At 75.6% G+C, this 19,648-nt stretch carries 18 protein-coding genes; 11 read left to right on the forward strand and 7 right to left on the reverse strand.

Going from position 1 to position 19,648, the window contains the following annotated elements:
* The first annotated feature begins 145 nt into the window (after positions 1-145).
* The 4 genes from ACSUPT_RS26775 to ACSUPT_RS26790 all read left to right on the forward strand — a co-directional run bounded on the left by ACSUPT_RS26775 (position 146) and on the right by ACSUPT_RS26790 (position 4,358).
* Positions 146-1,519 carry a transglycosylase family protein gene (locus ACSUPT_RS26775; protein WP_436945855.1) on the forward strand — a complete coding sequence of 458 codons (1,374 nt, stop codon included), beginning with the start codon at positions 146-148 and terminating at the stop codon, positions 1,517-1,519.
* Positions 1,520-1,590: 71 nt separating this feature from the next.
* A complete protein-coding gene (locus ACSUPT_RS26780) occupies positions 1,591-2,397 on the forward strand; it encodes a (2Fe-2S)-binding protein (RefSeq protein ID WP_399218214.1) in 807 nt (268 codons plus the stop codon).
* 51 nt (positions 2,398-2,448) lie between these two features.
* The gene (locus ACSUPT_RS26785; protein ID WP_351966238.1) at positions 2,449-3,915 is read left to right on the forward strand and encodes an SDR family NAD(P)-dependent oxidoreductase; all 1,467 of its coding nucleotides are present in this window, start codon (positions 2,449-2,451) and stop codon (positions 3,913-3,915) included.
* A 275-nt stretch (positions 3,916-4,190) separates the two neighbouring features.
* On the forward strand, positions 4,191-4,358 hold the full coding sequence (locus tag ACSUPT_RS26790; protein ID WP_351966237.1) for a hypothetical protein: 168 nt from the start codon (positions 4,191-4,193) through the stop codon (positions 4,356-4,358).
* Positions 4,359-4,650: 292 nt separating this feature from the next.
* Here ACSUPT_RS26790 and ACSUPT_RS26795 read toward each other — a convergent pair whose 3' ends face one another.
* From ACSUPT_RS26795 to ACSUPT_RS26805, 3 genes are read right to left on the reverse strand one after another with little or no spacing between them, the layout of a single operon-like run.
* The gene (locus ACSUPT_RS26795; RefSeq protein WP_436945856.1) at positions 4,651-6,099 is read right to left on the reverse strand and encodes a lipase maturation factor family protein; all 1,449 of its coding nucleotides are present in this window, start codon (positions 6,097-6,099) and stop codon (positions 4,651-4,653) included.
* A gap of 11 nt (positions 6,100-6,110) precedes the next feature.
* Positions 6,111-6,665, reverse strand: a complete 555-nt coding sequence (locus tag ACSUPT_RS26800) for a DUF1990 family protein (protein ID WP_436945858.1) — start codon at positions 6,663-6,665, stop codon at positions 6,111-6,113.
* Positions 6,662-7,537, reverse strand: a complete 876-nt coding sequence (locus tag ACSUPT_RS26805; protein WP_351966287.1) for a YndJ family protein — start codon at positions 7,535-7,537, stop codon at positions 6,662-6,664. The genes ACSUPT_RS26800 and ACSUPT_RS26805 overlap by 4 nt, the downstream gene beginning before the upstream one ends.
* Positions 7,538-7,761: 224 nt before the next feature.
* Between ACSUPT_RS26805 and ACSUPT_RS26810 the strand changes: the two genes are divergently transcribed.
* The 3 genes from ACSUPT_RS26810 to ACSUPT_RS26820 all read left to right on the forward strand — a co-directional run bounded on the left by ACSUPT_RS26810 (position 7,762) and on the right by ACSUPT_RS26820 (position 12,204).
* On the forward strand, positions 7,762-8,952 hold the full coding sequence (locus ACSUPT_RS26810) for a DUF6777 domain-containing protein (RefSeq protein WP_436945859.1): 1,191 nt from the start codon (positions 7,762-7,764) through the stop codon (positions 8,950-8,952).
* Positions 8,953-9,010: 58 nt separating this feature from the next.
* Complete coding sequence (locus ACSUPT_RS26815) at positions 9,011-11,158, forward strand: SpoIIE family protein phosphatase (RefSeq protein ID WP_351966233.1); 2,148 nt, start codon at positions 9,011-9,013, stop codon at positions 11,156-11,158.
* Between the two features lie 185 nt (positions 11,159-11,343).
* Positions 11,344-12,204, forward strand: a complete 861-nt coding sequence (locus tag ACSUPT_RS26820) for an Fpg/Nei family DNA glycosylase (protein ID WP_436945861.1) — start codon at positions 11,344-11,346, stop codon at positions 12,202-12,204.
* A gap of 7 nt (positions 12,205-12,211) precedes the next feature.
* On the opposite strand, the gene ACSUPT_RS26825 is transcribed toward ACSUPT_RS26820, so the two are convergent.
* Complete coding sequence (locus ACSUPT_RS26825) at positions 12,212-12,604, reverse strand: hypothetical protein (protein WP_436945863.1); 393 nt, start codon at positions 12,602-12,604, stop codon at positions 12,212-12,214.
* Positions 12,605-12,699: 95 nt separating this feature from the next.
* Between ACSUPT_RS26825 and ACSUPT_RS26830 the strand changes: the two genes are divergently transcribed.
* The 4 genes from ACSUPT_RS26830 to ACSUPT_RS26845 all read left to right on the forward strand — a co-directional run bounded on the left by ACSUPT_RS26830 (position 12,700) and on the right by ACSUPT_RS26845 (position 17,110).
* Positions 12,700-13,446 (forward strand): LytR/AlgR family response regulator transcription factor, encoded by a 747-nt coding sequence (locus ACSUPT_RS26830; RefSeq protein ID WP_351966230.1) that lies wholly within the window; start codon positions 12,700-12,702, stop codon positions 13,444-13,446.
* 320 nt (positions 13,447-13,766) lie between these two features.
* Positions 13,767-14,168, forward strand: a complete 402-nt coding sequence (locus ACSUPT_RS26835) for a hypothetical protein (protein ID WP_351966229.1) — start codon at positions 13,767-13,769, stop codon at positions 14,166-14,168.
* A gap of 9 nt (positions 14,169-14,177) precedes the next feature.
* A complete protein-coding gene (locus tag ACSUPT_RS26840) occupies positions 14,178-15,911 on the forward strand; it encodes a cation acetate symporter (protein ID WP_436945866.1) in 1,734 nt (577 codons plus the stop codon).
* On the forward strand, positions 15,908-17,110 hold the full coding sequence (locus tag ACSUPT_RS26845; protein ID WP_361662060.1) for a sensor histidine kinase: 1,203 nt from the start codon (positions 15,908-15,910) through the stop codon (positions 17,108-17,110). The genes ACSUPT_RS26840 and ACSUPT_RS26845 overlap by 4 nt, the downstream gene beginning before the upstream one ends.
* A gap of 38 nt (positions 17,111-17,148) precedes the next feature.
* Here the strand turns inward: ACSUPT_RS26845 and ACSUPT_RS26850 are convergent, their stop codons facing one another.
* From ACSUPT_RS26850 to ACSUPT_RS26860, 3 genes are all read right to left on the reverse strand, one after another.
* Positions 17,149-18,255, reverse strand: a complete 1,107-nt coding sequence (locus tag ACSUPT_RS26850; RefSeq protein ID WP_361662057.1) for a carboxylate-amine ligase — start codon at positions 18,253-18,255, stop codon at positions 17,149-17,151.
* A gap of 134 nt (positions 18,256-18,389) precedes the next feature.
* Positions 18,390-18,869: a hypothetical protein gene (locus tag ACSUPT_RS26855; RefSeq protein WP_436945868.1), complete on the reverse strand. Its 480-nt coding sequence runs from the start codon at positions 18,867-18,869 to the stop codon at positions 18,390-18,392.
* Positions 18,870-19,060: 191 nt separating this feature from the next.
* Positions 19,061-19,636, reverse strand: a complete 576-nt coding sequence (locus ACSUPT_RS26860) for a sigma-70 family RNA polymerase sigma factor (protein WP_399218218.1) — start codon at positions 19,634-19,636, stop codon at positions 19,061-19,063.
* Between the last annotated feature and the right edge of the window lie 12 nt (positions 19,637-19,648).

Consider the following 19,648-nt stretch of genomic DNA (forward strand, 5'->3'; position numbering starts at 1 on the left):
GGGACCCCCGGCGCGCCCGGCGCCGTGACCGCCGTACACGTACGGGGCGGTCCGCGCCCCCTGCGCTCTGTGCGCCCCCTTGTCACGCCGTGGCGCCCGCCTCTAGCTTGGGCGGCTGCTGACCTGTGCACAGGGGGGTACCGCCATGGCCGTACGGGGACGACACCGCCGGCAGCAGCCGAGCCGTCTCAACCGCGCCTCGTTAACCGTCACGATCGGCAGCGCCCTGCCGCTGATCGGCGCCGGAACCGCCCACGCGGCGTCCGTCGACGTCTGGGAGAAGGTCGCCGCCTGCGAGTCCACCAACCGCTGGCACACCAACACCGGCAACGGCTACTACGGCGGCCTCCAGTTCAGTCAGTCCACCTGGGAGGCGTACGGCGGGACCCGCTACGCGCCCCGCGCCGACCTGGCGACCAAGGACCAGCAGATCGCGGTCGCCGAGAAGGTGCTCAAGGGCCAGGGCCCGCGCGCCTGGCCGACCTGCTCCGAACGCGCCGGGCTCACCCGCGGCGGCGAGGAGCCGGCCGTCCGCACGGACAGCCGCACCGGCGACGACGGCGACCGGGCCAAGGCGCCCGCCGTCCGCACCCAGACCCGCGGTGACCGCGCCGACCGGCCCGCCACGCCGACCACCATTCCGAACCAGCGCCGCGAGAGCTACACCGTCGCCCGCGGCGACACGCTGTCCCGCATCGCCGCCGACGAGCGCGTCCCCGGCGGCTGGCAGCGGCTGTACGAGCGGAACCGCACGGTCATCGGGGACGACCCCGACCTGATCTTCCCGGGCCAGAAGCTCACCCTCCGCGCCTCGGCCCCCGCCAAGCCCAGACCGGGCACCGGGCCCTCCACCAAGGCCCCGGACAAGCCCACGGCAGGCCCCTCGGACAAGGCCGGGCCCAAGACCCGCGGCGACCAGTCCAAGCCCCGGACCCAGCCCGCCGCCAAGCCGAGAGCCCAGCAGCCCGCCGCGAAGCCCCGGACCCAGCCCGCCGCGAAGCCCAGAGCCCAGCAGCCCGCGGCGAAACCCCGGACCCAGCCCGCCGCCAAGCCCAGAGTCCAGCAGCCCGCCGCCAAGCCCCGGACCCAGCCCGCCGTTTCCAAGCCCCGCACCGACGGCCTCAGCGCGCCCGTCGACTCCGCGCCCGGCACCCGCTACGGCAAGCCCGGCTCGTCCTGGTCCTCCGGCTACCACACGGGCGTCGACTTCCCCGTGCCGACCGGCACCTCCGTGAAGGCCGTCGCCTCCGGACGCGTCGTCTCCGCCGGATGGGCCGGGGCGTACGGCTACCAGATCGTGCTCCGGCACGACGACGGCAAGTACAGCCAGTACGCCCACCTCTCCGCGCTCACCGTCCGCGCCGGCCAGACCGTCACCAGCGGCCAGCGCATCGCCCGCTCCGGCTCCACCGGCAACAGCACCGGCCCGCACCTGCACTTCGAGGTGCGCACCGGACCCGGCTACGGCTCCGACATCGACCCCCTCGCCTACCTCAGGAGGGGCGGGGTCGACCTCTGACCCCCGCGCCCCGCCCGGCCCCGCACCGCTACCGTGGTGCCCGGCCGGGCGGCACCAGGGGAGGGCACGGGATGGACACCGAGGCGCGGGCGCTCACCGCCGACGAACTGCGGGGCCTGAGCGCCGTCGGCGGGTTCTTCGTCCTGGCGACCGAGCCGCCGGGACCCGGCCCCTACGTCCCCCTCGCCGACGCGTACGCCGCCCGGCACGGCCACGGCGCCCCCGCCCGGTCGGCCACCGCCGCCCCCGCTCCCGGCGGCGGCCCCCTCGCCGTGCGGGTCGCGCGGATCGCGGACGGGCTGCGCACGCCCGAGTACCGGGTCGCCGCCTCCATGGCGCAGCTCGGCCTCGCCGCCCGGCTCTGGTCGGTGACGCTCGGGTCGGCCGCGCTGTACGGCGTCGTACCGGACCTCTCGCCCGCCACGCTCCACTGGGACCCGGCGCGCTCCACGCCCGACGAGCTGTGGTGGTCCGGCACCGCCACCCGCCCGGGCACCGTGCCGGAGCTGCGCCGGGTCGTCCAGTACGGCCACCTCGTCCCGCTCGCGGACGCCCTGCGGGCCGCCGGGCCCGTCTCCGGGCGGCTCCTGTGGGGCAACGCCGGGTCGGCGCTGGGCGGCGCCCTGCGCGAGCTCACCCGCTGGGCGGACCGCCACGGCCGCCCCGACGCGGCCCGCCGTGCCGCCGCGCTCACCGCCGGGCTGCTCGACGACCCGGACCTCGCCGGGACCGTCCGCCCGCCCGCGCTGCGGCGCCGTACCTGCTGCCTGTACTACCGCACACCGGGCGGCGGACTGTGCGGCGACTGCGTGTTCGACAGCCCGCCCCGGAGCGCCCCGCGCAAGCCGGGTTTGGCGGGCGGGGCGTCGGCTCCGTAAAGTGCCACTTTTGGAACGTGGCAAACGAGTGATCGAGGAACGGCAGCGGCCATGACGGTGACAGAAGACAACCACGCGTACGGGCCGGGCATCGACCCCGAGCGTCTGGCCGTCTGCCTGAGCGTGCTCGACGAGCTCGACAAGCTGGAGATCGACCACCCCGACGCGATCGCCGTCCGGCGCGCCACGGCCGGCATCTACCGGACCGTCAAGCAGCGCCGCCGCCAGGAGCGCCGGGCCGCCAAGACGGCGCACGACCGGGCGGTCACCGAGGCCACCGCGACGGGCTCCGCCGAGCGCATCGACGACGAGACGCAGGGCCTGCTGCCCAGCTCCTCCGCCGCGGGCGAGATCGCGGGCATCCTCCAGCGCCCCCGCTCCTGCTACATCTGCAAGGACCGGTACGTCCAGGTCGACGCGTTCTACCACCAGCTGTGCCCGTCGTGCGCGATCGAGAACCGGGCCCGCCGCGACGCCCGCACCGACCTCACCGGCCGCCGCGCGCTGCTCACCGGCGGCCGCGCCAAGATCGGTATGTACATCGCGCTGCGGCTGCTGCGCGACGGCGCCCACACGACGGTGACGACGCGCTTCCCCAACGACGCGATCCGCCGTTTCAAGGCCCAGCCGGACAGCGACGAGTGGATCCACCGGCTGAAGATCGTCGGGATCGACCTGCGCGACCCGGCGCAGGTGGTCGCCCTCGCGGACTCCGTCGCCGCGGCCGGTCCGCTGGACATCCTGATCAACAACGCCGCGCAGACCGTGCGCCGCTCCCGGCAGGCGTACAGCGAGCTGGTCGCCGCCGAGTCGGCGCCGCTGCCGGCGGGCGAGCTGCCGGCCGCCGAGGTCATCGGCACCTTCGGCAGCGGCGCCGTCGAGAGCGTGGCCGCCCTGCCGTCGGCGCGCACCGGTGACGGGCTGACCGCGCAGGACGTCACGGACCTGGCCCTCGTCAGCGGCTCGGCGACCCCGGCGCGGATCGCGGCCGGCACGGCCATCGACGCGGGCGGCCTGGTGCCCGACCTGGCGCCCGTGAACAGCTGGATCCAGACCGTCGAGCAGGTCGACCCGGTGGAGCTGCTCGAGGTGCAGCTGTGCAACTCGACCGCCCCGTTCATCCTCATCAGCCGTCTGCGCCCGGCGATGGCGGCGTCCACGGCCCGCCGCAAGTACGTGGTGAACGTCTCCGCGATGGAGGGCGTCTTCAGCCGCGGCTACAAGGGCGCGGGGCACCCGCACACGAACATGGCGAAGGCCGCGCTCAACATGCTGACGCGCACCAGCGCCCAGGAGATGTTCGAGTCCGACGGCATCCTCATGACGGCCGTCGACACGGGCTGGATCACCGACGAGCGGCCCCACCCGGACAAGATGCGGCTGGCCGAGGCCGGCTTCCACGCCCCGCTCGACCTCGTCGACGGCGCGGCGCGGGTCTACGACCCGATCGTGCGCGGCGAGGCCGGCGAGGACCTGTACGGCTGCTTCCTGAAGGACTACGCGCCCGGAAAGTGGTGACCGTCGACCGCCGTTGACGACACGGAGTGCCCGCAATGGGGCACTCCGGGCCACTGTGTCCGGATCTCGACGGTGTGATGCGTTCCATCGAGCGCGGGCGCGCTCATGTGGTTACTCTGAGGCGGACGGCCGGCCGACCGGGATTCACGAACTCCCTGGGGCCGGCCGCGGGGCCGGCCTGCACCGAAGGGCCGCGGTCCCGCCCGGAGACCGGCGCCACCGCGACCGAACGGCAGCACATCGTCCCCCAGGTTCGCGACACGAAGGAGTGCGCGGTGACACCAGAAGCGACCACGCAGGAGAAGCCGGCCGATCCGCCCGCCCGGTCCACCCGTTCGGATCAGCTCGGCAGCCTCGAGGTGTGGGCCCGCTCGGCCCCGATCCGGCTCGCCGGGTACGAGGACGACCTCGCGGAGCCCCACATCCTGCCCAGCGTCGACTGAGCGCCCCGGTGGGCGCGAAGCCCCGTGCCCCGGCCGTCATGGCGGGGCACGGGGCTTCGTCCGTCCGGTGCCGACACGGGAGAGCACACACCGGACGGTGCTGCCTCGGCGGGGCAGACCGCCGGGCCGAACGTCATCGGCATCCGCTCGGCCCGGCTCACTGCCGCTGAAAGGTAGCCGAGACCCCCCGCACCCACCAGCTTTGACCAGGGCTTCACCCAGCGCTTCGGTCGCCTCCGGCCCGGCGCCGAAAGCCTCCCGGCCGCGCCGCCGCGTGCCCCGTGCGCCGCCCTCAGCGGCGGGCGCCCCCGCGCGGCGACGCCGTCCGGTCCAGCCGCGTCGGCGGCAGGAAGTCGCGCACCGGGGTCCGGTGCCACCAGGCGCCGGTCTCCCGCAGCTCCCGCCAGGTCGTGAACCGGTACCGGTACAGCCGCGCCCTGATCAGCGCCGGGGGAGCGTCGGGGAACGGGTTGTGCCGCAGCAGCCGCAGCGTGTCCCGGTCGTTCTCCAGGAGCCGCTCCACGAACGGCCCGAACCACTCGGCCGCGTACGCCGGGGAGAGCGCCGCGAACCACATCAGCCAGTCGAGCCGCAGATGGTACGGGGCGAACTGGCGCGGCAGCCGCCGCACGTCGCCGGGCTTGCCCTTGAACCCGTACTCCCGCCACACCGTCCCCTCGCGGGCCACCGGCTCGTCGGTGCCCTCGACGACGATCTCGTACCGGACCCGGCCGACCGTGCCGAAGGCGCCGTAGGTGTTGACCAGGTGCAGAGGGTCGAAGGAGCGGTTCATCGCCTGGTGCCGGGAGAGCAGGTTCCGCACCGGGCGCACGCTCAGGACCAGGACGAGCACGGTCACGGCGACGACGAGCACCGCGTACCACAGGGGCGGATCGGGCAGGCGGGGCGCGGCGGCCAGGAGGGCGCCGTCGACGGCGGACAGGGCCAGCACGATGGTGATCCAGTTCAGCCAGGAGAAGTTCCCCGACAGCACCAGCCACAGCTGGGTCACCACGATCAGCCCGGCCGCGGCGGTCGCCACCGGCTGCGGGGTGAACAGCAGGAAGGGGACGACCAGCTGCGTGACGTGGTTCGCGGCCGTCTCCACCTTGTGCAGCGGGCGCGGCAGACGGTGGAAGAACCAGCTGAGCGGGCCCGGCATCGGCTGGGTCTCGTGGTGGTGGTACAGGCAGGTCAGGTCGCGCCAGCACCGGTCGCCGCGCAGCTTGATCAGCCCCGCGCCGAACTCGACGCGGAACACCAGCCAGCGCAGCAGCCACATCAGCAGCACGGGCGGGGCGGTCTCGTCGTTGCCGAGGAAGATCGCGAGGAAGCCCGCCTCCAGCAGCAGCGACTCCCAGCCGAAGCCGTACCAGGTCTGGCCGACGTTCACGATCGACAGGTACAGCCCCCACAGCACCGCCCACATCAGCATGGACACGGCAAGCGGCGCCGCGTCCCCCGCCCCGGCGGCCAGCGCGAGGGCGAGCGCGGCGCCCGCCCAGGCGCACAGCGCGAAGAACCGGTCGGAGTAGTGCAGCCGGAAGAGGCTGGGCGCCCGGCGCGCGGGCACCCGCCGCAGGTACTCCGGCACGGGGGTCATCCCGCGTTCGCCGATCAGCGCCCTGAACTGCAGCGCCGCGCAGAGGAACGCGACCAGGTAGATCCCGGCGAGGCCCCGCTGGAAGAGCAGGCGGCCCAGCCAGTGGTCGGACGAGGCGAACCAGGCGAACGGCTCCATCCCCTCCAGTATCAGCCGCCCGCGATCCTCCGCACGGCGCGGCCGAGACGGCGCGCGTACCACCGCTGGAGCGGCGGGACGAGCGGCCCGGCCAGCCGCGTGTACCAGCGGGCGGGGCGGCTGAACGCGGTGACCGTGAACCAGACCGACCCGTCGGGCGCCTGCTCCACGACGAAGGACTCCTCGCCGTTCTCGGGATGTCCGGTGAGGGTGCCGTACGCGAAGCCGGTGCGGGTCTCCTCGTACGCCGTCCACACCACCTCGCACGGCACCCCGTACTCGAGCGGGCCGGCGCCCACGCAGACGCGGACGCGCACGCCCGGTGCCGCGCGGACCGCGTCGGCCCGCAGGCGGACGCCGGTCTCGCGGTGCATCCGCCAGGTGGTGACGGCCGCGCCCGCCGCCTCGAAGGCGTCCCGGCCGCGGCCGACGAGGGTGCGGTGGCGCAGGTGGTGGTAGCCGTCGGGGAGGGCTTCGGGGGTGCGGGTCGCGCCGACCTCCGGATAGGTGAAGGCGGGCGCCCCCGCGGGGGCGGTGCGCCGGAGGGCGCGGGCGAGGCGGATCATGCGGGGGTCTCCTCATGGTGCGGTGCGGCCGTACGGGGACGGGGCAGCGGTCCGGGGGCGGGGCGCGGCAGCCGGTGCCACGCCAGCAGGGAGCAGAGGGCGAAGCCGAGGGCGTTGGCGACGCCGTGGGTCGCCGCCATCCACGCCAGGCTCGGGTGCGGCAGCCCGGTCGCCTGGCCGACCGCCCAGCCGAGCGCCAGCAGCATGGTCGCCACCAGCACGGCGGCGGAGACGGCGAGCAGCGCGCGGGCGACGCGGTCGCCCGTGGAGGCGCGCACATCGCGCCAGGTGAGCAGCCCGACGGTCCACATCCCGGCCGTCAGCACGACGGCGCCCGCGAGCTCGGCCCAGTCGTCGACGAAGTACCCCAGCAGCACCAGCAGGGTGCCGAGGGGAACGCTCAGCGCGGCGAACGCGGCCGGGCGGCTGCCCGGAGCGGCGCGGTGCACCAGTCCGGCGACGAGCGCCGCGGCGAACCCGGCGTAGTGGAAGTGCGGCACGGTCAGGTCCAGGATCTCCAGGTCGAATCCGAACAGCGGGTACCCGCTCCGCTCGGCGACGAGCGCGGTCGCGGCCACGGCGGGGCTGACCAGGGCGGTGCCGAGCGCCACCTCGGCGGGCGCGAGCGACCGGTGCGCGGCGGCGCGCCGTGCGGCGGCCGAGGCCAGCAGCAGCGCGCCGGCCGCGTACACGCAGGCCAGGGCGGTGGCGGTGGTGCCGCGCGGCAGCCACAGCGAGAGCGCGCCCGGCACGGCGAACAGCGGCCAGAGCCGGACGGCCGGGCCCGTCTCCGGCGCCTCGGCCAGCCGCAGGCCCATCGGAACGATCACCAGCATGCCCAGCATCACGATCAGGTCGACCAGCACCGGCACGGAGACCACCCCCCTTCCCTTCTTTGAACGTGTTCAAGGCGCTGTGAACCTACCGCGCCGGTTTGAACATGTTCAAGTCGTGGACGGGTGGGCCGCAGGGCGGCTGCGCCGTATCCGTGACGGGTACCTCCGGGTGGCCGAACGCCGGTTGCGGGCGACCGCGCGGTTCGGCAGATATGGAGGGACCTGTCCGGATCAGCTCGGTGGAAAGGCGGGAGATGCGCGTGCGTCCACCCACACGCCGCCCCTCGGAACCACGCCTCCCCTCGGCGCGCGCCCGTCGTGCCCCCGTCGTCCTCACCTCGCTCGCCGCCGTGGCCGGGCTGCTCGCCACCGGCTGCGGCGGCGGAGACCGCCCCGCCGCACGGCCCTCGCCGTCGGCGGACGCCGTACCCCTGCTCCAGCCGGCCGCCGAACCCGGCCCGCACCCCTTCACCGCCTCCACCGTCCTCACCGCCGACCGCTCCGCCACGCGCACCCCGCCTCCGCCCTCCGCGTCCGCCGGCCCCGCGAACCGGGCCGCCGCGCAGGCCGGACCGCGCACGGTCGACGGCGCGACACCCGGCCTGTACGGCGGTACGCACTCCCTGCCCAGCTGCGACGTGGACCAGCAGGCCCGGTTCCTCGCCGCCGACCAGGCCAAGGCCCGCGCCTTCGCCCAGGCCGCCGGGGTCACCCCGCGCGGGCTCGGCGCCTGGCTGCGCGGCCTCACGCCCGTGATGCTCCGCGCCGACACGCGCGTCACCGGGCACGGCTACCGCGACGGAGCGGCCCTCCCGTACCAGGCCGTGCTCCAGGCGGGCACCGCCGTCCTCGTCGACTCCTACGGGGCGCCCCGCGTCCGCTGCGCCGCCGGCAACCCGCTGCGCAACCCCGCCGACGCGCCGCCCCCCACCGCGTACCGGGGCGAGCCCTGGCCCGGCTTCCGCCCCGAACGAGTGGTGCTGATCACCCCTACGCAGCGGACCCTCGACAGCCTGCTCCTCGTCAACGTCTTCAACGACACCTGGCTCGAACGGAAGGCCGGCAGCCGGGGCGACGAGGACCGCAAGCCCGCCGTGCCCCCCGCCTACGAGGCCGCCCGGCACGTGGCGGACGCGCCCGTGCCGGACGCCGCCCACGCGGGGCCCGCCGCGCGCCCCGCGGGCCCCGGCGCGGCGCCCGGCAGCCCGTCCCCGGCCGTCCCGCCGCCCCCGCCGTCCGCCGCGCGGCCGCCCGCCGCCGAGGCCGAACCGCCGCCCGCGGCGCCCGAGCAGCCCCCCGCCCCGGAGCCGGCCGGGCCGGGCGAACCCGACGCCGGGCCGGAACCGGCCCTGCCCGACGCGCATCCGGAAGGCGACGCGCCCGCCCTGGACGAGCCGTCCGGGGGTGACGTCCTGTACGGCCCGCTCCCGGACCCGGCAGCCGGGGAGTGAGGCGCCGTTGAGCCGCCCCGAGGTCGATAAACCCGGCAAATGATGGCAGAGTGGCTCCATGGTTGATCCGGCAGCGGACGCCCTGTCGCTCCCCGAGGACTGGCCCGCCCACCCGGATCTGAGCCTGTCCCTCAACCGCATGGGCTGCTTCGACTGGGACCTCGACACCGGGCTCATGCACATGGACGAGATCGCCCTCGGCCTGTTCGACATGGACCCCGCCGAGTACGACGGGCGGCCCGAGAGCCTCGGGCGCAGGGTTCCCCCCGGCGAATCCGTGCGCCTCGACGGCATGGTGGCGCAGGCCCTGAAGAACGGCAGCAGCCACTACGGCGCGTACTTCCGCGTCCGGACCCGCGACGGCCGGCTGCGCTGGACCCACACCCAGGGGTTCATCCGCCGCGACGGCAACGGCCGCCCGCACCGCATCATCGGCATCGTCCGCGACGCCACACAGGAGCTCGCCGAGTCCACCACCCGCGTCGGCGTGGACGCCGAGCGGCGCCGCCGCACCAGCGTCGTGGAGTCCACCACCGCCGCCCTCGCCCACGCCCGCACCGTCCAGGACGTCATCGACGTGCTCATCGACTCGCACGGCCTGGAGCACCTCGGCGCGACCAGCCTCGTCATGGGCCTGCTGGAGCCCGGCGGGCGCATCCACCTGGTCGCCGACGGGCCGCGCGGCTCCTTCGTCCCCGGCACCCGCTACACGCGCGTGGACGAGGAGTACCCGATGAGCGAGGTCATCCGCACCCTCGCGCCCCGCTTCATCGTCTCGCCCGAGGACTTCGCCGCCTCGTACCCGGTCCTCTGGCCGCACATCACCGGCCTGGGCATCACCTCGGCCGCCTATCTGCCCCTCATCGCCCAGGCCCGCCCGATCGGCGCCCTGGGGCTGCTGTACAGCGACAAGAACGGCTTCACGCCCGACGAACGCGACGTCCTCGTCGCGCTCGGCAGCAGCATCGCCCAGAGCCTCCAGCGGGCCATGCTGTTCGAGCAGGAGCACGACCTGGCGGAGGGCCTCCAGCAGGCGATGCTCCCGCGCCGCATCCCGGACATCCCCGGCGCGCAGGTCGCCGTCCGCTACCGGGCCGGACGGCTCGGCCGCGACATCGGGGGCGACTGGTACGACGTGATCCCGCTGCCCGGCGGCCGGGTCGGCGCCGTGATCGGGGACGTACAGGGCCATGACACCCACGCGGCCGCCGTCATGGGCCAGCTGCGGATCGTGCTGCGCGCGTACGCCGCCGAAGGCCACACCCCCGCCACCGTCATGGCCCGCGCTTCGGTCTTCCTGCGCGAGCTGGACACGGACCGGTTCGCCACCTGCACCTACATGGAGGTCGACCTGGCGACGGGCGTGGTCCAGGTCGTACGGGCCGGGCACGTCGACCCGCTGCTGCGCGACACCGACGGCGAATGCCGCCGCGTGTGCGTGCAGGGCGCGCTGCCGCTCGGCCTGTCCGCCGAGTTCGGGGCGCTCGACTACCCCGTCAGCGTCCTCGAACTGGACCCGGGCCAGACCCTCGTCCTGTACACCGACGGCCTCGTCGAGCAGCCGGGCGCCGACCTCGACGAGGGCATGCGCTGGCTCACCGACCGCGTCCGCAGCGGCCCCGCCGACCTCCAGACCCTCGCCGACCAGCTGTGCGACGCCGTGGGGGAGCGGGGCGGCGACGACGACGTGGCGATCCTGCTGCTGCGCCGCCGCGTCGGCTACAGCCCGCAGTCCGGCGGCCGGCTCCAGCAGCACGTCGCGCAGAACGACCCCGAGGCGCTGCGCGCCGCCCGCCACATGATCCGCGCCGCCGTACGCGCCTGGGGCGCGCGGGAGCGGGCCGACGAGATCGAACTCGCCGCCGACGAGCTGATGACCAACGCGCTCCTGCACACCGACGGCGGGGCGGTCGTCACCCTGCGGATGCTCACCGGGCACGAGCGGCGCCTCCGCGTCGAGGTCGAGGACCGCTCCAGCGTCCTGCCGCGCCGCCGGGACGCCGACACCAGCGGCGTCTCGGGGCGCGGCCTGATGCTCGTGGACCAGCTCGCCGACGTGTGGGGCGTCGAGTCGCGGGGCGGCGGCAAGTGCGTCTGGTGCGAGTTCGCCGTGCCGGAGCGCTCCGGGGAGACCCGCGGGCTCCGGCGCGACCACGGCGCGGTGGGCCCGGCGAGCGAGGCGGGCAGCCGGATGTGGCGCTGCTGAACAGGGGCCTTCGGGCGGGCTGCCGGGACTGGGGGTCTCAGGTGTCCTTTACGGGCGCCCGGGGCCGTCAGGGATTCTGTGGGCGTTCGTGCGGCAGGGCCCATGGCCTTCGGGCGTCCTGACGCGGCCCGGTGGCCGGGGTGTCCGGTGAGGCGTGCCGCCGCCTCCTGCGGCAGTCTGGAACCATGCCCGAACTGCCCGAGGTGGAAGCGCTCCGCGAGTTCCTCGACGCGCATCTGACCGGCAAGGAGATCGCCCGCGTCCTGCCCGTCGCGATCAGCGTCCTCAAGACGTACGACCCGCCCCTCAGCGCCCTCGAAGGGGCCAGGGTCACCGCCGTGGGCCGGCACGGCAAGTACCTCGACATCACCGCCGGCGGCCTCCATCTGCTCATCCACCTGGCCCGCGCCGGCTGGCTCCAGTGGCGCGACGAGCTGCCGCCCGGCCCGCCCCGCCCCGGCAAGGGACCGCTGGCGCTGCGGACCGCGCTGACCGGCGGCGACGGCTTCGACCTGACCGAGGCGGGCACCACCAAGCGGCTCGCGGTGCACCTCGTCCACGACCCGGCCGAGGTCCCGGGCGTGGCCCGGCTCGGCCCCGACCCGCTCGCCGACGGCTTCGACCGTGACGCCTTCGCCGCGCTCCTGGCGGGGGAGCGGCGGCAGATCAAGGGCGCCCTGCGCGACCAGGGCCTCATCGCGGGCATCGGCAACGCCTACAGCGACGAGATCCTCCACGCCGCCCGCATGTCGCCGTTCAAACCCGTCCAGAACCTCGGCGACGACGAGATCACCACCCTGTACGAGGCGCTGCGCACCACGCTCGCGGACGCCGTCGCCCGCTCCCACGGACTGGAGGCCGGCAGGCTGAAGGCGGAGAAGAAGAGCGGGCTGCGGGTCCACGGCCGCACCGGCGAGCCCTGCCCCGTGTGCGGGGACACCATCCGGGAGGTGTCGTTCAGCGACTCGTCCCTGCAGTACTGCCCCACCTGCCAGACCGGCGGCAGACCGCTCGCGGACCGGCGCCTCTCACGGCTGCTCAAGTAGCCCGCCGCTACCCGCGCCCCGCCCGCCGCCGGCCCGCGGGCCACCCCGGCACCCGCCACCCGCGCACGCACCAGCCCCGCACCCGCCGGGCCCGCCGCCCCCGCGGCCCCGACCCGGCCGACGACCCTGACCCGGCCGACGACCCTGACCCGGCCGACGACCCCGACCCGGCCGTCGCCGCGGACGAGGCCGACGGGGTCGCGCGGCGGCGGGGCGGAGGGGACAGCGGCGTACGGCCCGTCAGCTGCGCCAGCGCGGACGCCACCTCCGCCAGCTCCACCAGCCGCAGCGCGCAGCTCGCGCACCGCGCCACGTGCTCCGCGCAGCACAGCTCGTCGTACGGCTCCAGCACGCCCAGCGCGTAGGCCCCCACCGCGTCGTGCCGCTCCGGCCGTCCCATCCCCGGTCCCTCGCTCCCGTACGTACGGATCTGCCCAGATCCGTACGTACGGCGGGCGCTTCCCGCTCAACCGGCCCGCGCCTACACTCCGCTGCATGCTGCGCGTACTGGCCGTCGACGACGAGAAGCCCGCCCTCGAGGAGCTGCTCTACCTGCTGCGCTCCGACCCGAGGGTGCGCAGCGCGGAGGGCGCCACCGACGCCACGGAGGCGCTGCGCCGCATCGGCCGGGCCCTGGAGGCGGGCCCGGACGGCGACGAGGCCGTCGACGTGGTCTTCCTCGACATCCACATGGCCGGGCTGACCGGACTGGACGTGGCGCGGCTGCTCGCCGGGTTCGCGCGCCCCCCGCTCGTCGTGTTCGTCACCGCCCACGAGGGGTTCGCCGTGCAGGCGTTCGATCTGAAGGCGGTGGACTACGTCCTCAAGCCGGTCCGCAAGGAGCGCCTCGCCGAAGCGGTACGGCGGGTCAGCGACCTGTCCGGCCCCGCCCCCGCTGCCCAACCGCCGGCCGAGCAGATCCCCGTGGAGCTGGGCGGCGTCACCCGCTTCGTGCCCGTGGACGACATCGCGTACGTCGAGGCGCAGGGCGACTACGCGCGCCTCCACACCGACGAGGGCAGCCACCTCGTCCGTATCCCGCTCTCCACCTTGGAGGAGCGCTGGGCGGCGCGCGGCTTCGTACGGATACACCGCAGCCACCTGGTCGCGCTCGGCCGCATCGACGAACTGCGGCTGGACGGCGGTGCCACGACCGTACGGGTGGGCAGCGCCGAGCTGTCCGTCAGCCGCCGCCACGCCCGTCAGCTGCGGGACCTGCTGATGCGCCACGTCCGCGCATGACCCGCTCCCCGCTCCGGCCGCGCGGCACGGAACGATCCGCAGGTCACGGGTAGGACAATCCGCTTACCCGCCCGGAGGGGATCTGCGTAGACTCCACCCCCCGAGACCCGCCGACGCCCCGAGACCCGCCCGACCCGAGCACCCGCGACCCGCCCCATCCCCGACCACCCGACACCCGCCGAGCCCCCCGAGATCCCAGCACCGGGACCAGCCGGCCCCCGAGACCCCGGCACCCGGGACCAGCCGAGGCCCCGAGCCCCGTGGGACACGGAGGCACACCGGCACACCCCGGCCCCGCCACCGCACCGAACCGGACGCCGATGCCCCCAGAGCCGCAGCCAGCGACGCGCCGCCCCCGACGCGAGACCGTCACCGGGGTGCCCCGCTCCCGGCGCCGCCCGCCGCGCCCCGCGCCCGCCCGCTCCGAGATCAGCGAGCAGACCACCCTCGGCCACACCTACGTCCGGTCCCTGATGCGCAGCCAGCTGCGCGCCGCGCTGTGGGCGCTCGGCGCCCTCGCCCTGCTCGTCGGCTCCCTCCCGCTGCTCCTCACCCTCCCGGCCGCACTGGCCCCCGGCGGCGCGGCCCCGTCCGCGGAGCCGTTCCTGTGGGCCGCGCTCGGCGTCGCCGTCCACCCCGTCCTGTGGCTCGTCGCCCGCTGGTACGTGCGCCGGGCCGAGCGCAACGAGCGCGACTTCACCGGCCTCGTCGAAGGCAGGTGAGCCGCGCCGGTGAACCAGACCCACGCGATGGCGGCGGTCGCCACCGTCGTCGCCGCGACCGTCCTGATCGGCTCCCTCGGGCTGCGGATCTCCCGCACCACCTCCGACTTCTACGTCGCCTCCCGCACCGTGAAGCCGGCCCTGAACGCCGCCGCCATCAGCGGCGAGTACCTGTCGGCGGCCTCCTTCCTCGGCGTCGCCGGACTGGTCCTCCTCCAGGGCCCCGCCATGCTCTGGTACCCGGTCGGCTACACCGCCGGATACCTGGTGCTGCTGGTCCTCGTCGCCGCCCCGCTGCGCCGATCCGGCGCGTACACCCTCTCCGACTTCGCCGAGGCCCGCCTCGAATCCCCCCACGTGCGGCGCCTCGCCAGCCTCTTCGTCGTCGGCATCGGCTGGCTGTACCTGCTGCCCCAGCTCCAGGGCGCGGGCCTCACACTGGAGATCCTGACGGGCGCGCCCGACTGGTTCGGCGGACTCCTCGTCGCCGTCGTGGTCACCGGCGCGGTCGCGGCGGGCGGGATGCGCAGCATCACCTTCGTCCAGGCGTTCCAGTACTGGCTGAAGCTGACCGCGCTGCTCGTGCCCGCGCTGTTCCTGGTCGCGGCCTGGTTCGCGGACGACGCGCCGCGCGCCAGGTTCGACGCGCCCGCCGTCTTCCGCGAACACACCTCCGTACGGGTCGACGACACCGTCCGCCTCGACCTGGAGGCCCCGCTGACCGTCACCGTCACCGGCACCGTCGACGGCGCCGCGTACGACGGGCGGACCGCCGTACTGGGCGAGGGGCTGCACCGCGTCGAGGCCGGCACCGTCCTCGGCTTCCCGCCCGGCGCCCACGTCCCCGGACGCGCACCCGACCCCGACGACCCGCTCGGCTGGTCCGGCTCCCTGTCCGGCGGCCCGGAAGGACAGCGGCTCTACGCCACCTACGGGCTGGTCCTCGCCACGTTCCTCGGCACCATGGGCCTGCCGCACGTCGCCGTCCGCTTCTACACGAGCCCGCACGGCCGCGCCGCGCGCCGCACGACCCTCGTCGTCCTCGGCCTGGTCGGCGCGTTCTACCTGCTGCCGCCCGTGTACGGGGCGCTCGGCCGGATCTACGCGCCCGAACTGGCCCTGACCGGCGACGCCGACGCCGCGGTGCTGGTCCTGCCCGACCGGCTCGTCGGGGGTACGGCGGGGGACCTGCTGGGGGCGCTGGTGGCGGGCGGCGCGTTCGCCGCGTTCCTGTCGACGGCGTCCGGGCTGACCATGTCGGTCGCCGGCGTCCTCGGCCAGGACGTGCTGCCCGCGCGGGGCGTGCGGCACTTCCGGCTGGCGACGCCGCTGGCGATGGGCGTGCCGCTGGGGCTGAGCCTCGTCGCGTCGAACGTGCCGGTCGCCGACGCGGTGGGCCTCGCCTTCGCGGTGTCCGCGTCCTCGTTCTGCCCGCTGCTCGTGCTGGGCATCTGGTGGCGGCGCCTCACCCCGCCCGGCGCCGTCGCGGGGCTGCTCGCGGGCGGGGGCGCCGCGCTCACCGCCGTCATGGCCACCCGTGCCGGGCTCGCCCCCGACGGCTGGCCGCACACGCTGATGGCGTGGCCCGCCGTCTGGTCCGTGCCGCTGGGCTTCCTCACCATGGTCGGCGTCTCGCTCGCCACGCCCCGCCGCATCCCGCCCGGCACGCAGGCCACCCTCGCCCGGCTGCACCTGCCCGAAGGGCTGATCGGCCGCGCCCACCCCGAGGGGGCCGAACGGTGACCGGCACGCTCCTCGCCGCGCTCGCCGCCACCGGGGCGCTGCTGCTCGCCGCCGGGTTCGCCCTCGGACGGCTGGCCGCCCGCCGCGAACGGCGCGACGGCCTGGACCTCGGCACCCCCGTCGAACGCGCCACCTTCCACACCCTGCACACCGCCTCCCTGGCCGCCCCGCCCCTGCGCGCCGGGCTCACCGAGGACACCGCCCGCAAGGCCGCCCGCCGGCTGCGCCCTCTGCTCGGCACGGACGCCCTCGCGCTCACCGACCGCACCGGCGTCCTCGCCTGGGACGGTACGGGCGCCCACCACGCCGAGCAGGTCATGGAGCATGTCGCGGAGGTCGTCGCCTCGGGGCGCGGGCAGAGCGTCCGCGCCGGGTGCGCCGACCCCGGCTGCCCCCTGCGCTGGGCCGTCGTCGCGCCGCTGACCGGCGAGGAGGGCGTCGTCGGCGCGCTCGTCGCCTACGGCTCCCACGAGTCCGCCGTGCTGGTGCGCGCCGCGACGGAGGTCGCCCGCTGGGTGTCCGTCCAGCTCGAACTGGCCGAACTGGACCTGTCCCGCACCCGGCTCATCGAGGCGGAGATCCGCGCTCTGCGCGCCCAGATCTCCCCGCACTTCGTCTACAACTCGCTCGCCGCCATCGCCTCGTTCGTGCGCACCGATCCGGAGCGGGCGCGTGAACTGCTGCTGGAGTTCGCCGACTTCACCCGGTACTCCTTCCGCCGGCACGGCGACTTCGCGCAGCTCGCCGACGAATTGCGCTCCATCGAGCAGTACCTGGCGCTCGCCGGGGCCCGGTTCGGCGACCGGCTCCAGGTGACCCTGCAGGTGGCGCCCGAGGTGCTGCCGGTGACGCTGCCGTTCCTGTGCCTCCAGCCGCTGGTGGAGAACGCCGTCAAGCACGGCCTGGAGGACTCCCGTACGACCTGCCGGATCACCATCGCCGCACAGGACGCGGGCGCCGAGGCGGTGGTGACCATCGAGGACGACGGCGTCGGCATGGACCCGGCCGTGCTGCGCGCCATCCTCGCCGGGGAGCGCCCCCCGTCGTCCGGCATCGGCCTGTCCAATGTGGACGAGCGGCTGCGCCAGGTGTACGGCGACGACTACGGCCTCGTGGTGGAGACGGGCGTCGGCGCGGGGATGAAGGTCACCGTCCGCATCCCCAAGTACCGCGCGGGCGTCCACCGCGACCCGCCCTGACCGCCCCTCCCGGGGCCCCGGCACGCCCGGCGCCGGTCCTACAGGGTCTCCCACGGCGTGCCGGGCGCGGCGCGGCGGCGCTGGCGGTCGGCGCCCGAGCCCCGGGCGAGCACCCGCTCGGCCAGCTCCCGCACCTCCGCCTCGTCGCCGCTGGCCTCCAGCGCGGGCCGCACCCGGCGCAGCAGCGCCCGTACCGCCTCGGCCGCCGGGACGCGCTCGCCGGTCTCCGGGTGCAGGGCGGGACCGGACACCCCGTACCGGGCGGCCGTCCACAGCGCGGCGCCCGCCGCGTGGTCCGGCAGCCGGGGGGCGGGGCGGCCCCGTACGACCGCGTGCAGCGCGCAGGTCACCAGGGCGCGGGTCAGACCGGCCTGGAGGACCGCCTCGTCCACGGTGGGCGTGACGTCCGCGACGCGCACCTCCACGGTCGGCAGGTGGTGGGAGGGGCGCGCCCACCAGTAGGCGTTGCCCGCGCGGGACGGCAGCACGCCGGAGCGGCGCAGGGCGGCGACCGTCCGGTCGTACTGGGCGGCGGACGCGAAGCGCGGCGGGATCTGGTGGGTGGGCCAGCGGGACAGCGCCAGCACGCGCCAGCTGGCGTGGCCGGTGTCGGCGCCCCGGTGGTAGGGAGAGTTGGCGGAGAGCGCCAGCAGGACCGGCAGCCAGGGCCGCAGATGGTTCAGGACCGCGACGGCGGACTCCCGGTCGGGCACGCCGACGTGGACGTGGCAGCCGCAGGTCTCCGTCTCGTCGGTGAGCCGCCCGTACAGCCGGGCCATCTGCCGGTAGTGCCGGGTCGGGGTGACCGCGCGGGCCGGGGCGGCCATCGGGGCGGTACCGCTGGCGAGCGGGCGCAGCCCGGCCTTGCGCGCGGCGCCGTCGAGGCGGGCGCGGGCGGCGGTCAGCTCGGCGCGCAGTTCCGCCAGGCCGGTGCACACGCCCGTCGCCGTCTCCACCATCGAGGCCAGCAGCTCCCGCTGGAGTCCGCGGCCCGGTGCCGGTCCGCCGTCCGGGCCGCGCAGGCCGCGCTCGGCGTCCAGCACGTCGCCCGCGCCGCCCACGGGGGCGCCGTCGACGGGGTCGACCAGCAGGAACTCCTCCTCGACCCCCAGGGTCACCTCGCGGGCCCCGGGTACCGCGACCATCCGGACCACCACCACTCCCGCCCCAGCCGTACGGACCCGTGCTCGGCGCGGCGCCGGCAGGAACCGGCGGCCGCCCACAGGATGACCGGCGCCGCCGGAGCGGGCAACGGTGCGTTTCCGGCCTCCGGGCGGGCTCAGTACAGGTGGAGCGACAGATGGCCGAGCGGCAGGCCGAGCCGCCACGACGGCAGCCACACCCGCGCCGACTCGTCGACCGCCGCGCCCGCCGGGGGCGCGGGCAGGGTCTCCAGATCCGCCGCGAGAAGTTCGGTCTCCTCCAGCAGCCGCCAGGTCTCCAGCGCCAGGGCCAGCCCCGGTTCGCCCTCGCCCTCGCGGGCGCGGCGCTCGGCCAGCCGCTCGCGCACCCACTCCGGCCAGGGGTGGCCGTGGGAGGTGCGGTCCAGCCACTCGTCGAGCCGCTCCTCCGGTGCCGCGCCGTCGCTGAGGTAGACCGTCAGCGCGAGCGTCCGGCGGCCCGCCACGTACTCCAGGGATCCGGTCTCCACGAGACCGCCCCTGCGCAGCAGCTCATCGGCCAGGTACTCGGCACACAGCCAGTCCATCGGGACGGCCAGGCCGCCCCCGCCGGTGCCGTTCGTGCTCTCGGGCCGCAACGTTCCCACCTTCTCCCGGACGTTCTTCCGCGCGTCGCTCGGCCACGCACCCTCGATGACGAGCCTCCATGACGAGGCGGGGCCGGAGCCGCTGTTTGCACAACTTCACGGTGTGGTTTCGCATACGTTCGCGTCCGTGGCGTTACGCGTGGGAAGGAACGTATCCGCTGGTGTCCCCGTGGCCACCGGGTTCAGGCGGGGGGCCGCCCCGTGCGCGCCGGCCGGCCCCGGCCGCCGGAGGGCCGGGAGCGGCTGTAGCCGGGCAGGCACCGGCCGAGCGCCCGCAGCGCGTAGTACGAGCGCGACTTGACCGTCCCGGCGGGTATACCGAGCTCCTCCGCCGCCTCGCTGACCGTCAGCCCGTCGAAGTAGATCCGCTCCAGTACGGCCCGGTGGGCGGGGCTCAGCTCCGCGACCGCCGCCCGCACGTCGAGCGCGGCGACCGCCGACTCGGTGGCGTCGGCCGGGTCGGGCGTGGAGGCGAGGACCCCGTCGCCGATCTCCGTCGGGCGGGCCAGCCGCGAGCGGCGCGCGTCGATCGCGAGCCGCCGGCCCACGGTGAACAGCCACGGCCGCATCGACTCGTACGGCGCCTCGAAGGCCTCCGGGTGCTGCCAGGCCCGCACCAGCGTCTCCTGGAGCAGGTCCTCGGCGCGCTGCCGGTCGCCGTGGGTGAGACCGAGGAGGAAGCTCAGCAGCGCCGGTCCGTGCTCCCGCTGGAGCTCCTCCAAGGCCCGCTCGTCGGTGGTCGTCATGGCCGTCGTCATCGTTCACATCCC

This window comes from Streptomyces sp. SudanB25_2051, from assembly GCF_964272635.1.
GTDB lineage: Bacteria > Actinomycetota > Actinomycetes > Streptomycetales > Streptomycetaceae > Streptomyces.